Genomic DNA, 13,074 nt, shown 5'->3' on the forward strand with positions numbered 1-13,074 from the left:
TTAGGGGCGTCGCCAAGTGGTAAGGCAGCGGGTTTTGATCTCGCCATCCGTTGGTTCGAATCCAGCCGCCCCTGCCATTCTTCTTATTTTAAAGACAGACTTAATTGCCTTGCTTTTTGTTGATTATTCTTGACATTGCATTGCAAAAATATTAAAGTTCTGCCGCATTAGGGGCGTCGCCAAGTGGTAAGGCAGCGGGTTTTGATCTCGCCATCCGTTGGTTCGAATCCAGCCGCCCCTGCCATCTATTTCATTACATACCAACCGCCAAGGGTGCTTCATGCCCAATCTTGTCGTTTTTAGTGGAAATGCTCATCCACAGTTCGCTCAAAAAGTCGTAAGTCACTTACATATCCCTCTAGGTGCTGCATCAGTCGGTCACTTTTCTGATGGAGAAATTTCAGTAGAAATTACTGAAAATGTTCGTGGTAAAGACGTATTTATCGTTCAGCCTACTTGTGCGCCTACCAATGATAACCTTATGGAAATCTTGGTTATGGCAGATGCTTTGCGTCGTGCAAGTGCTGGTCGTATTACCGCTGTTATTCCTTATTTTGGTTATGCTCGCCAAGACCGTCGTCCACGTTCTGCACGTGTGCCGATTACAGCTAAAGTTGTTGCAGACATGCTTACCACTGTTGGTATTGATCGTGTCGTAATGATTGATTTACATGCTGACCAAATCCAAGGTTTCTTCGATATTCCAGTCGACAACATCTACGGTACTCCTGCTTTGCTTGCTGACTTACGTCAACAACAACATGATAACCTTATGGTGGTTTCTCCTGACGTTGGTGGTGTAGTACGTGCTCGTGCTGTTGCCAAACAGATGGGTGACATCGATTTAGCAATTATCGACAAACGTCGTCAAAAAGCCAACGAATCGCAAGTTATGCATTTGATTGGTGATGTAAAAGATCGTGATTGCGTTATTGTAGATGACATGGTTGATACTGCTGGTACATTGTGTAAAGCAGCTGATGCACTTAAGCAATTCGGTGCACGTCGTGTTGTTGCATATGCAACTCACCCTGTACTTTCAGGTAAAGCAATTGAGAACTTACGTAACTCAGTAATTGATGAGTTAGTCGTAACTGACACAATTCCTCTTTCTGAAGAAGCATTGAACTTGGGCAAAATCCGTCAAGTTTCTGTTGCTAGCATGGTTGCTGAAACGATTCGTCGTATTAATAACGAAGAGTCTATCAGCGCGATGTTCGATAGTTTATAATATTGCAGCTTTTTCTTAACCCTGGCCTTGGCTGGGGTTTTCTATCACTAAACTGGTCGCAAGTTTAGTTTATTTAATCTTTAATGAGGATTTATCTCATGGCAAACTTCGTATTCAACGCTCAAGCGCGTGCTGAAGACAAACAAGGGAAAGGTGCGAGCCGCCGCCTTCGTCGCGAATCTTTAGTTCCAGCTATCATCTACGGTGGTAACGCTGAACCTGTAAGTGTTACTTTAGAACTTCGTGAGCTTGTAAAAGCTTTAGAAAGCAATGCTTTCTTTGAAGAAGTTGTAGAAATCAAAGTGGGCGATAAAGTTGAAAACGTTAAAATCCAAGCGTTACAACGTCATCCATCTAAAAACACTCCTATGCACGCTGACTTCAAACGCGCATAAGTGTTTAAAGGCGTAAATTAGTGTCAAATATTTCGCTAATTGTTGGTTTGGGCAATCCTGGTTCAGAATATGCCCAAACCCGCCATAATGCAGGTTTTTGGTTCGTTGAACAGCTTGCAGATAAATATGGCATTACATTAAAAAATGATCCAAAATTTCACGGAATTAGTGGTCGTGGTAATATAGAAGGGCACGATGTTCGTTTACTTCTACCAACGACTTATATGAATCGTTCCGGACAAAGTGTTGTTCCTTTCTCAAAGTTCTATCAAATTGCTCCTGAAGCAATTCTGATTGCTCATGATGAACTTGATATGAACCCTGGTGTAATTCGTCTTAAAACAGGCGGTGGGCACGGCGGTCATAACGGTTTACGTGATATTGTCCCACATATTGGTCCAAATTTTCATCGTTTACGAATTGGTATTGGACATCCAGGTTCAAAAGAAAGAGTTTCTGGGCATGTACTCGGAAAAGCGCCAAGTAGTGAACAAAGCCTGATGGATGGAGCAATTGATCACGCTCTTTCTAAAGTGAAGTTACTTGTTCAAGGACAAGTATCACAGGCCATGAACCAAATTAATGCGTATAAACCAGCTTAAATTGTTGAACAATCAAGCTTGCTATCTTGCTTTTTTAGGAGCAAAATGCGCATCAGCCACATTGCCAGAACGGCAAGGGCAAAAGATTTCACTATAAGATCTTCTTAGGTCTACTCAGGAGACGCTAGCCATGCTATCTCGTTTATTAAAATGCAAAATTCACCGTGCAGTTGTAACCCATGCTGAACTTCACTATGAAGGTTCTTGTGCAATTGATGGCGTATTAATGGATTTAGCTGGTATTCGTGAATACGAAGAAATCCACGTTTGGAACGTAACTAATGGCAAGCGCTTCACAACTTACGCGATTCGTGGTGAAGATAACTCTGGCATTATTTCAGTAAATGGTGGTGCTGCTCACCAAGCAGATGTTGGCGATCTTGTAATTATTGCTACTTTTGGTGATTTCACCGAAGCTGAAGCAAATGCTCACAAACCACGTTTGGTATATGCAAACCCAGACAATACAGTCAACCACACAGCGAACTGCATTCCTGTGCAAGTTGCCTAATTAAAGATTTAAAAGTAAAAAAGCCCGTAAATACGGGCTTTTTTATACGCCTTTATAAACTTCTAGCAGTCCCCTTCCACCAACTGTGCTGTTGCTTACAGTTTAAAGGCTGTAGCTCTTCTCCACGTAAATCAAATAAAATCGCCTCTCCTTTTGTATTTACCTTAAATTCAGCATACTTTGCTTTCCCATAGCATTGAGCTAGACCCTCGGCAAATAAGAAGCTTCGAGAAGCTGGATATAAAGCCTGTAAACGATTTTCAGGATTTTTTAAAATTAAACGCTGCCCAGCAAATGAATTGTGAGTATCTAAAATGGTACGAACTACTCGATTTTGTGAATCTAAAATAACTTTTGCTGGAACAGAAGCATGATTAAAAATCACTTGATCTAAAGCCTCACTTTCACTTCCCGAAAGCGCTTTGAGAGATTGTAAATTTAATTCATATGCGAGCGCCATATAGTCCCCCTGTAAAATAGAGCGAGGGTCAACCGGCTTAAGCTTAATAAAAATACTTTTACTCTGATGCAGGTGCCATTCATTTTTCGCAACCAAACCTGCAAAAAATAATACAGTGGTTACTGCAAGCATAAGGGAGAAATACTTTTTCATTACTTTTCCCCCTCAATAAAATTGCTTTTAGCTTCCTTCAGAAGCAATCCATATAAAGCCAACAATATAATTCCTGACACCAAGATTGATGCACTTTTAGCTAAAAAACTTAATTGTAAACTGTAATAAAGTTGCCAAAGCACAAAGGTAAATACTATTAGCGTAACACCATAAACAATGCGATCTTGATTTTTTAAAGCCCATGTCAAAATTACAAATAAAATGAATACATCAAAATAGCCGAGTGCAATAAGTGCTATGCCAAAAATTAAAAAAGCAACGAAAGTGAGAGCTTGAAGCTGCCTATATAAATAGAAAAGGCTAAAGCACAATAACCATAGACTTGGAAAAATATAGATAAACCATAATGGCTGATCAGCAGTATCAATCAACGCAAGCCCCATAAAATTGTTAAAGAATGAGCTCACAAAAATGACACTAAGTACACATAAAAAAATACTCCGCTCATACGATATAACCGCTTTACTCCCTATCAGTATTATCAAGCTAAAAATCAAATAGTTAAGTAAAGTTAAATTGAAATAAGTTTGAGTAGAATGTACCGACCACAATGAATGGTCTAGTTGCAGTATGTAGATAAATGCTATGCCATAAGTTGCGAGCATTTGAATTAAAACAAAGAACCAATGAGGCTTAAGAAAATAACTGACGCATAGAATAAAAATCTGGGCAATCAATACCCATAAAATTTGATTTGTTTCAGAACCAAGATGAAATAAAAAAGCAGTCTGTCCACTCACAAATAAACAATATGCAAATTGCCGAATGAAATAGCTTTGCGATTTTGTTAGTAAAGTTATAGCTATAGCAACAAAGATGATTCCAATAACTAAGGAAATAGTCTCCCAAAACACTAAAGTAAATGCTGCAAGTACTAAGCCAGCAAGCCAAGCACCAATTGCTAAAGGAATGATATAAAAACGGCTTTGGCGAAAAATTCTTATTAAGAAATAACTAATGAGTGCAAACCAAATGAAAATAATGCCCGCGATCAATAAAAAGATGAATTCATTAGAATCTTTAAATAGATGATTAATACCATCTACAAGCCATATTGTAGCTGTCACGCCAAGAACAGCAGCCATTAAACTGGCACATAGCTGATCATTCTTTTTGAAGAAATAATAAAAAGCAATAATTCCTAGTAAGAACGCCGATATCAGATAAGGTAAATTTTCACTTGATAAGAATTGAATCATCCCTGTTATTGAAATGACAGCAAACCAAGCAATAAAAACAAAACGTAAGGCTATATATTTCTTTTGACAGATCCAGAACTGTACAAGACTTAATAAATTTAGAGCAAAAAGATAAAGATAAAGATAAGGAAACTTTTCTACCCAGAAAGTCTGTTTTAAAAATAAAAATAGGGCGAGTTGGCTTGTAATACAAATTAAAGCAAAGATTCCAATATTTGGTCGATATAGCCACGGCAATAAAAGCAAAGTCCAAATCAAGAAAAGTAAATAACTGTCTGCACCAGTTTGATAAACTTGTCCAATTACAGCCAAACTCAAACCGATCATTAAGCCGCAAGTACCATGTAAAGTCTGCCGTATTCCCTCGCTTAAGGTATCGTTTATGCTCATCCAAGCTGTGATAAGCAATATAACAGGTGGAATAATGAGTTGAATGCTATCAGGAAGCATCAACCAATTAGCAGCAATTAAGTACAGAATACTGAGCGCCATAAATACATAACTGAAAATATGGAGATGCTGAATAAATAAAGTATTCCTAAAAGGATAATAATCTCTTATCTGCATGAAGCACCTGTTTTATTTATAATTTTCTAGAAAAAACATAACACTCACTTTTAAGCTCAACAAGTAAGCTCTTGTTAAAAAGCCTATTTCAATTTATGAAAATACTTATTCATTAAAGAGACTTAGCATTCTACAAAAGCATCTAGCCAATTTTGCCAAGCGCGCTATAATAAAACCCATCGCTTCAGGGCGGGGTGTAATTCCCCACCGGTGGTAAAGTTAATTTTTATTGTTAAATTAACAAGCCCACGAGCTTAAATTATGTAATTTGAGCAGATTTGGTGAAACTCCAAAGCCGACGGTATAGTCCGGATGAAAGAAGACGACGAACTGGAATAAATTCATTTTATTTCAGTGCCAGCCTGTTTTTGCATCAGTCCTGAAATGTTCAACCGTATTCTTACGAGAGCGTTTCATTATGTCTAGTTTAATTCAACCAGAACTTTTTTTCTCAGCCCTCTCTCCTGCTGAGCAACGCATTCAACAAGCATTAGAAGATATCCGTCAAGGCAAACCTGTCTTGGTGATGGATGACTTCGACCGTGAAAATGAAGCAGATTTAATTGTTGCAGCGGAAACCCTAACTGTTGAGACCATGGCACGTATGATTCGTGATGGCTCAGGTATTGTATGTTTATGTCTTACTGAAGAGTTAGCAGATCATCTCGAACTTCCTCCGATGGTTTCTCAAAACTCAAGTCAGTTTCACACTGCATTTACAGTGACTATTGAAGCTGCTCAAGGCGTTACCACTGGCGTTTCTGCTAAAGACCGTGTAACCACAATTAAAACTGCAATTAAAGATGGCGCTGTCGCAAGTGATCTTAACCGTCCTGGTCACGTTTTCCCATTACGTGCACGTAATGGCGGCGTGCTTACTCGACGTGGTCATACTGAGGGAACAATTGATTTAGCAAGATTAGCGGGTTTAAAACCTGCTGGTGTGTTATGTGAATTAACTAATCCGGATGGCACTATGGCATCCGGCATTCAAGTTTTAGCATATGCACAAACTCATCACTTAACAGTGATTACAATTGAAGAACTTGTTCAATACCGTCAACAACACGGTATTTAAATAAAAAAGGTTTGGCTTTAGATCAGATCAGAGCCAAACCTATAAATTAAAACTTACTTATATTTAAGAAACTTTCTTTTGTGCTGCCAGTTCTTCAACATAGTCCAAAAGTTCAGAGAATTGATTAATCATTGCTTTTGGCTGTGCTTGAGCAAGTTCCTCTGCTGTTCCATAACCATAAGTCACAGCTACCGCCTCAATACCATTGTGGCGAGCACCTAAAATATCATATTGACGATCACCCACCATTAAACACTCTTCTGGATTTAATTGCTCACGTTCAAGAATATAATGGATAAGCTCAGCTTTATTGGTCCGCTCACCCGTTAATTCACTGCCATAAATATCTACAAAATATTGGCTTAATTCAAAATGGTCTAAAATTCGTTTTGCATAAATCGTTGGTTTAGCAGTAGCAACGAACAAACGATATCCTTCTGCTTTTAAAGCTTTAAGGGTTTCTGCAACAGATGGATATACTTCATTTTCAAATAAGCCAATCACCGAAAAACGCTCACGGTAAGCAAGTAAAGCTTGCTCAGCTAGAGCATCATCTTGGGTAGCTAATAATTTTGCTAATGATGCTTTTAATGGCGGTCCAATTGTCCAATCAATATTTAAATCTGCAGCTAAAGGATAACCAAGCTTCCCCATTGCATAACGAATTGATGTATGGATGCCAACTTTAGGGTCTGTTAAGGTTCCATCTAAATCAATCAAAATATGTTTTATAGCCATTCAATCACTAACCCAGTAAAGTATTTAATTCAATTGGTCGAGAGTTTAATTAAACTCTCTTATACTAACGTAAATTTAAATTGAAAAGGAAATAACCGTGCGTCCAACCGTACTTTGTTTCTCGGGTTTAGACCCTTCAGGTGGTGCAGGTTTACAAGCCGATATTGAAGCGATTGGACAAAGTGGTGCCCATGCAGCAATTGCATGTACAGCTCTTACCATTCAAAACTCACAACAAGTATTTGGCTTTGAAGCAACCTCAAAAGAACTATTATTAGCCCAAGCAAATGCTGTTGTAGGCGATTTACCGATTAAATGTGTTAAGTCCGGTATGCTTGGCACAACAGATAATATTGCGGCTCTAGCCGAATTTTTACGTGCCCATCCTGACTATCAGTATGTATTAGACCCAGTATTAGTTGCTAATAGCGGTGGTTCTTTAGGAGATCAGGCAACTTTAGTTAAAGCATTTGTTGAGCTGATTCCCCTAGCGACACTTATTACGCCAAATACAGTTGAATTACGTGCATTAACAGGTATCAATGACTTAGAAGAAGCGACTCACAAGCTCTTTGAAATGGGTGCTAAAGCTGTATTAGTAAAGGGGGGACATGAAGATACCCCTAACTTCATTAAAAATAGTTTATATATTGATGGTGAACTTGCAGCGAGTAGTACTTGCCCTCGCCTTGAAGGTGAATATCATGGCTCAGGGTGTTCATTAGCAAGTTTTATTGCAGGTCGCTTAGCTTTAGGTGATTCCCTAAAAATTGCAGTACAGCATGCAGAAACATGGTTATTTGGTGTTTTAAAAAATGCCGAAACACCTGTACCTCATGGACAAAAGATTCCAAAACGATTTTAACAACTAAATAAAAAGGCGCTTAAAGCGCCTTTTTATTTATTCCAATTACTGTGGAATACGTAAAACTTGCCCAGGGAAAATCTCATCCGGATCTTTGAGCATTGGTTTATTTGCTTCAAAGATTTTCGGATACTGGTTAGCATCACCATAAAACTCTTTCGCAATTTTTGAAAGATTATCACCAGATTTTACCGTATAAAATTTGCTTTCCGGTTCAGGCGTAGCAACGGTCATCTGGTCATCTACATGTGCAACATGATCGACGTTACCAACAATAAGAATAATCTTTTCTTTATCCGCTTGGCTTTGTACTTGACCATTAATAGTCGCAGTATCAGTTGAACCATTATATGTTACAGATAAGCCTTCCACCCCGAGGCCTAAACTTTTAATTAATCCTAATAATTTATTCGCTACTTCTTGTGCAGAAGGTTCTGCTGGCGTTGCTGGAGCTGGTTGTGGTTCTGCTGGTGCGGTATTTTTCTTACCAATACCTTTTACAAAATCAAAAAGACCCATTTTTAGTCCTCATCTTATTGTTTATAGTAAAGTCATTAAACTGACCCTTATTGTTATACTTGAAAAAAGAGACACCTCTGCTATCAATTGAGGTTGATCTTGTAAAAATATGTATCTCTCTCAATTATTTTACATAAATAAAAAAAGCCACCTTACGGTGGCCTTCTTTTTAATCAGCAATATGCGAATTAACCAAGTTTTTTAGTTACATAGTCAATTGCAGATTGAACTGTAGTGATTTCGTTTGAATCTTCATCAGGGATAGTGATGTCGAAGTCATTTTCGAAAGACATAACAAGTTCAACTAAATCTAAAGAGTCAGCACCCAAGTCATCCATGAAAGATGCTTCGTTTTTAATCTCTTCAGCTTTAAGACCAAGTTGTTCTGCAACCGCTTGTTTAACGCGTTGTTCGATATCGCTCACAGGAATTCTCCTCATTGCTTGTGGCGTTTGATTTGCCACTAGTTTAATTGAATATAAAAATTTTTAAAAGTTTATACATCGGCGTTAGGCCATGTATAAACCACCATTTACATGTAATACCGTACCGGTAATGTAACCTGCTTTATCACTTGCAAGGAAACTCACCGCATTTGCGATATCTTGTGGCTCGCCTAAGCGATTTAAAGCCACTTGATCACTCATTTTTTTGCGAATGTCTTCACTAAGTGCATCTGTCATTTCTGTTGCAATAAAACCTGGTGCCACACTGTTTACAGTAATTTGGCGGCTACCCATCTCTTTTGCAAGACTACGGCTAAATGCTTCAATACCTGCTTTAGCAGCAGAATAGTTCGCTTGGCCTGGGTTTGCAAAATGAGCTACAACAGAACTGATATTAATAATGCGACCAAAACGTGCTTTCGTCATACCCTTAAGCACACGTTTAGATAAACGATAAACGGCTTTAAGGTGAATATTGAGAATGTCATCCCAATCATCTTCAGACATACGAAGCAACAAATTGTCTTTCGTAATACCTGCATTGTTAACGAGAACAAGTACAGGACCATAGTTCTGTTCAATATGAGATACGACTGCTTCAATCTCATTGAGATTGCGCACATCGAGAGCCAAACCTGCACCTTGTTCACCAAAGCTATCAGTTAGCTTTTGTGCACCAGATTCAGAAGTCGCAGTACCTACGACAAAATAACCGTCTTGAATAAGTTGCTGGGCAATTGCAGCGCCAATGCCCCGACTCGCGCCCGTTACTAATGCAACTTTGCGTTCTTGTGTCATGCAATTTTTCCTTCTGCCACTAAAACAGCATTTAGGGCATCTTCCATTTTGCTCTTACTATCAATAGAAAAAGCTTTTTCAATATTTGGTAAACGCTTTGCGAGATTACTCAATACTGTACCTGGACCACACTCAACAATGTACTGAATACCTTGGTCTTGTAGAGACTGCATGGTACGTGTCCATTGTACAGACTGGTACAATTGTGCCGTTAAAGCCTGACGTAATTGAGCAACATCGGTAGCAATTCCCGCGTTGACATTTTGTATTACAGGAATGGTAGGTAGCTCAATGGCAGTTTGTTCCAAAGCTTCTGCAAATTTTTCTGCTGCAGGTTTCATCAATGAACAATGCGATGGAACAGAAACCGGTAAAGCAATTGCTTTAGCAGATTGTTCTTTTGCAAGTGCCATAACTTGCTGTACAGATGCAGTACTACCAGCAATCACAACTTGACCTTGTGAATTATAGTTTGCTGCTTCAACTGAACCTTGACCTGATGCACTCACGCTCTGGCACAATTCAACTACTTTATCATCAGCTAAACCAAGAATAGCAGCCATAGCGCCTTCCCCTTGAGGAACAGCATTTTGCATGAGTTTTCCACGCAAATTAACTAATTTAACTGCATCCGCCAAACTCATTGAACCTGCTGCAACTAAAGCGCTGTATTCACCTAAAGAGTGACCTGCAAGGTATTTAGGGGCTAAACCACCTAAATCTAACCATAAACGCCATAAAGCAATACTGGCAGTTAATAATACAGGTTGGGTATTTTCTGTTTGGTCTAAACCTTCACCACTTTGTGCAATGTGCCAAAGATCAAATCCTAGCGCGTCTGAAGCTTCGGCAAAAGTTTGCCCAACTCCACTAAACTGTTCTGCGAGTTCAGCGAGCATACCAACTTTTTGTGAACCTTGACCTGGAAACACAAATGCAGTTTTTGTGGCTAAAGCTACTTGTTCAAGACGTTTAGCAGACATAAGAAATCCTTTTTGGGTTTTCACTCATTTCTCTGGAGCGGAAATTTAACATTTAATTTGTATATTTATAATTGCGAAAAACAACAAAAAAAGGGAGCTTTCGCTCCCATTTTTTCTATACTTAAGCATCACGCTTAATGCATATCATGCAATTATTCAGCATCAGCTGCTTTAGCGAATAATTGGCGACCACGGTAGAAACCGTCTTTAGTCACGTGGTGACGACGATGAGTTTCACCAGTTGCTTGGTCTACTGTTAATGCATTCTCGGTTAAAGCGTCATGTGAACGGCGCATGTCACGGCGAGAGCGACTTTTACGGTTTTGCTGAACGGCCATGATGGCTCCTTACAAAGATCGAAAAAATGGATCAGAACAAATTCAGTTGTCTTATCTCATAATCATAACACAAATTATGAGTTAAGTTTACCCTTCAAACCTGCCAAAACATCAAACGGGTTATCCCGTTTCTCTTCGACAACGTTCTGAATGGTAGGTTGATGTTTATGTTCACAAGCATCATGCTTGGGAGATAAAGGCATCAACAATAACAGTTCATCTTCTAGTAATGCGAGTAAGTTGATCGAAGCAGGTGTATCAAAATCACCTTTTGTCGAAGACTCACTTTCACCTAAAACGATGAAATCAGCATCCTCATCCAAGCGCTCTATCAGTGACTCATCATCTACAAGTGCAATATGAAAGTCAGAAACAATTGGCATTTCAACAGGTTCCAAACAACGTTGGCACTCCATTGGAACTTTTGTTTCCATGTGACCATCTAACCACACAATGCGATGATAGGCATCCATTGATAGCTTACAGTCTATGTTGATCAATTGGTTATCAATTGATCCAACAGCTTCACGAGCAATACGAGCAAGACGAGACAATGGCAGTTGACCTGACCATGTAAAGCCTTGTTCAGCCCATTTAAACGGCTCAATCTGTGCCGGAAAGGTATTTGCTGACATAATTAAGGCGGCAATTCTACAAATTCATCGGTACTCTGTCAAAGATTAAGATACAATTTTGTACTTCTTTAGACAGAACTCGGGGTAAATTAAGCAATGCACCTGTTGCAGCCGCAACCTGAAGTTAACACTTCATTACTCGTTTGCACCCATTCAACTCACCAAAACACTCTTTTACCAGACGTGGTGCAACTCTCACCATGGCCAAGCTCAAAATTAGAGTCTGAGCAAGTTGATTGGCTTATTTTACACTTTAATCACTGGTTTTCCCACCATAATGTGACATTAGTTCGTGGAGAATTTGAACCAGAATATTTCCCAGCAAATGAACATGAGCCAGCTAAAATCCAATTTGCTCATGGTTTTTTCAATAGCGCTTTGCATGAAATTAGCCATTGGACAATTGCAGGTGCAAAACGACGTCTGTTGCCCGATTTAGGTTATTGGTATGCGCCAGATGGCCGAACTAAAGAACAGCAGGATTTATTTGAACAAGTAGAAATCAAACCTCAAGCCATTGAATGGTTATTTGCCCAATCTTTTGGCAGAAAATTTAGAGTATCTCTAGATAACCTGACAGGTGATAGCGGAGATGGCAAAAAGTTTAAAGATAATGTTTATACCCAAGTCCAACGTTACTTTTCTGGTGAAGCTAAACTACCTGTTGATGCAGCAAGATTCATTGAATGTATTTGCCAATGTACACGAGCAGGTACAGCGTTACAATTAGATGAATTTAAACGTGAACTCCTTGATTAAATGACAAAAAAACTACGTAAGTTACTTGCTTCCCAAGTTTGAAAAGTCTAATACTATTTTTAATACTGGCGTGATGGAGTCTCTAAAATATGCTGCATTTACATGTACATCCTGAAAATCCACAGCAACGCCTCATTGATCAAGCTGTTGAGCGTATTCGTGCAGGCGATGTTGTGGTCTACCCGACCGATGCTGCCTATGCAATCGGATGTCAGATTGGTAATAAAAATGCGATGGAACGTATTGCCCAGATTCGTGATTTAGGCCCTAAGCATCAATACGCAATTATGTGTTGTGATTTATCAGATATCGCGACTTATGCAAAAGTTGATAATGCGACGTATCGTTTATTAAAAGCAAATACACCTGCCATTACGACTTTCATTTTACCTGCAACAAGTGAAGTTCCACGCAGGTTAATGCATCCTAAAAAGAAAACGATTGGTTTACGCATTCCAAGTAACCCGATTTGTCAGGCTTTATTAAAAGAACTTGGTGAGCCTTTACTTACAAGTACATTGATTTTACCCGGACAAGAAGACCCACTTGATGATCCTTACGATATTGAAAGTCAGTTGTCTAAACGTATTGATGTCTTTATCGATGGTGGTTTTGGTACTTTAACAACAACTAGTATTGTTGATTTATCGGGTGAACATCCGGAAATTATACGTCACGGTGCTGGAGATGTAAGTGCTTTCGAATAAGCACTTATTCTCCTTTTTACCAATAGTTAAAAAAAAAGTATTATCAAGAAAAAAAATACTCTTTATTTA

Annotated in this window: 17 protein-coding genes, 2 tRNA genes and 1 riboswitch; of the genes, 10 read left to right on the forward strand and 9 right to left on the reverse strand. The window is 38.9% G+C overall.

The features are described 5' to 3' along the window. Positions 1 to 2 precede the first annotated feature (2 nt). The 6 genes from MKL35_RS02330 (at position 3) to panD (ending at position 2,739) form a co-directional block, all read left to right on the forward strand. Positions 3 to 77, forward strand: a tRNA-Gln gene (locus MKL35_RS02330). Positions 78 to 169: 92 nt separating this feature from the next. Then, positions 170 to 244 (forward strand) — tRNA-Gln (locus tag MKL35_RS02335). A gap of 36 nt (positions 245 to 280) precedes the next feature. Next, on the forward strand, positions 281 to 1,231 hold the full coding sequence (locus MKL35_RS02340) for a ribose-phosphate pyrophosphokinase (protein WP_002050293.1): 951 nt from the start codon (positions 281 to 283) through the stop codon (positions 1,229 to 1,231). Positions 1,232 to 1,329: 98 nt separating this feature from the next. Then, positions 1,330 to 1,626, forward strand: a complete 297-nt coding sequence (gene rplY / locus MKL35_RS02345; RefSeq protein ID WP_002050375.1) for a 50S ribosomal protein L25 — start codon at positions 1,330 to 1,332, stop codon at positions 1,624 to 1,626. Between the two features lie 20 nt (positions 1,627 to 1,646). Next, entirely contained in the window at positions 1,647 to 2,228 is a 582-nt protein-coding gene (gene pth, locus MKL35_RS02350) for an aminoacyl-tRNA hydrolase (RefSeq protein WP_002050315.1), read from the forward strand. A gap of 130 nt (positions 2,229 to 2,358) precedes the next feature. Further along, positions 2,359 to 2,739, forward strand: coding sequence for an aspartate 1-decarboxylase (gene panD / locus MKL35_RS02355; RefSeq protein ID WP_000952664.1), 381 nt, complete (start codon positions 2,359 to 2,361; stop codon positions 2,737 to 2,739). A 52-nt stretch (positions 2,740 to 2,791) separates the two neighbouring features. Here panD and MKL35_RS02360 read toward each other — a convergent pair whose 3' ends face one another. Both MKL35_RS02360 and MKL35_RS02365 read right to left on the reverse strand, forming a co-directional pair. Beyond that, complete coding sequence (locus MKL35_RS02360) at positions 2,792 to 3,352, reverse strand: GDYXXLXY domain-containing protein (RefSeq protein WP_032011356.1); 561 nt, start codon at positions 3,350 to 3,352, stop codon at positions 2,792 to 2,794. Further along, positions 3,352 to 5,139, reverse strand: coding sequence for a DUF2157 domain-containing protein (locus tag MKL35_RS02365; RefSeq protein ID WP_032011354.1), 1,788 nt, complete (start codon positions 5,137 to 5,139; stop codon positions 3,352 to 3,354). The genes MKL35_RS02360 and MKL35_RS02365 overlap by 1 nt, the downstream gene beginning before the upstream one ends. A 177-nt stretch (positions 5,140 to 5,316) precedes the next feature. Next, positions 5,317 to 5,467: riboswitch (FMN riboswitch) on the forward strand. A gap of 90 nt (positions 5,468 to 5,557) precedes the next feature. On the opposite strand from MKL35_RS02365, the gene ribB reads away from it, so the two are divergent. Further along, complete coding sequence (gene ribB / locus MKL35_RS02370) at positions 5,558 to 6,217, forward strand: 3,4-dihydroxy-2-butanone-4-phosphate synthase (RefSeq protein ID WP_000096537.1); 660 nt, start codon at positions 5,558 to 5,560, stop codon at positions 6,215 to 6,217. A 63-nt stretch (positions 6,218 to 6,280) separates the two neighbouring features. Here the strand turns inward: ribB and MKL35_RS02375 are convergent, their stop codons facing one another. Then, positions 6,281 to 6,955: an HAD-IA family hydrolase gene (locus MKL35_RS02375; protein WP_032011352.1), complete on the reverse strand. Its 675-nt coding sequence runs from the start codon at positions 6,953 to 6,955 to the stop codon at positions 6,281 to 6,283. Between the two features lie 97 nt (positions 6,956 to 7,052). Here MKL35_RS02375 and MKL35_RS02380 point away from each other — a divergent pair, with 97 nt between their 5' ends. Further along, complete coding sequence (locus tag MKL35_RS02380; protein ID WP_106479683.1) at positions 7,053 to 7,820, forward strand: hydroxymethylpyrimidine/phosphomethylpyrimidine kinase; 768 nt, start codon at positions 7,053 to 7,055, stop codon at positions 7,818 to 7,820. 45 nt (positions 7,821 to 7,865) lie between these two features. Here MKL35_RS02380 and lysM read toward each other — a convergent pair whose 3' ends face one another. From lysM to MKL35_RS02410, 6 genes are all read right to left on the reverse strand, one after another. Then, complete coding sequence (gene lysM / locus MKL35_RS02385; RefSeq protein ID WP_002050305.1) at positions 7,866 to 8,339, reverse strand: peptidoglycan-binding protein LysM; 474 nt, start codon at positions 8,337 to 8,339, stop codon at positions 7,866 to 7,868. A gap of 188 nt (positions 8,340 to 8,527) precedes the next feature. Further along, on the reverse strand, positions 8,528 to 8,764 hold the full coding sequence (gene acpP / locus MKL35_RS02390) for an acyl carrier protein (protein ID WP_001279871.1): 237 nt from the start codon (positions 8,762 to 8,764) through the stop codon (positions 8,528 to 8,530). An 84-nt stretch (positions 8,765 to 8,848) separates the two neighbouring features. Beyond that, positions 8,849 to 9,583, reverse strand: a complete 735-nt coding sequence (gene fabG / locus MKL35_RS02395) for a 3-oxoacyl-ACP reductase FabG (RefSeq protein WP_032011349.1) — start codon at positions 9,581 to 9,583, stop codon at positions 8,849 to 8,851. Beyond that, positions 9,580 to 10,566: an ACP S-malonyltransferase gene (fabD, locus tag MKL35_RS02400; RefSeq protein WP_001274818.1), complete on the reverse strand. Its 987-nt coding sequence runs from the start codon at positions 10,564 to 10,566 to the stop codon at positions 9,580 to 9,582. The genes fabG and fabD overlap by 4 nt, the downstream gene beginning before the upstream one ends. Positions 10,567 to 10,718: 152 nt before the next feature. Then, complete coding sequence (gene rpmF, locus MKL35_RS02405) at positions 10,719 to 10,904, reverse strand: 50S ribosomal protein L32 (protein ID WP_000290730.1); 186 nt, start codon at positions 10,902 to 10,904, stop codon at positions 10,719 to 10,721. Between the two features lie 74 nt (positions 10,905 to 10,978). Continuing rightward, a complete protein-coding gene (locus tag MKL35_RS02410; RefSeq protein ID WP_002050389.1) occupies positions 10,979 to 11,539 on the reverse strand; it encodes a YceD family protein in 561 nt (186 codons plus the stop codon). Between the two features lie 96 nt (positions 11,540 to 11,635). Here MKL35_RS02410 and MKL35_RS02415 point away from each other — a divergent pair, with 96 nt between their 5' ends. Continuing rightward, complete coding sequence (locus MKL35_RS02415; protein WP_032011347.1) at positions 11,636 to 12,298, forward strand: elongation factor P hydroxylase; 663 nt, start codon at positions 11,636 to 11,638, stop codon at positions 12,296 to 12,298. Positions 12,299 to 12,387: 89 nt separating this feature from the next. Then, complete coding sequence (locus MKL35_RS02420) at positions 12,388 to 13,005, forward strand: L-threonylcarbamoyladenylate synthase (protein WP_002050309.1); 618 nt, start codon at positions 12,388 to 12,390, stop codon at positions 13,003 to 13,005. The last annotated feature ends 69 nt before the right edge of the window (positions 13,006 to 13,074 follow it).

The sequence above is a fragment of the Acinetobacter sp. AOR41_HL genome (assembly GCF_027854645.1).
GTDB classification, from domain to species: Bacteria; Pseudomonadota; Gammaproteobacteria; order Pseudomonadales; family Moraxellaceae; genus Acinetobacter; species Acinetobacter nosocomialis.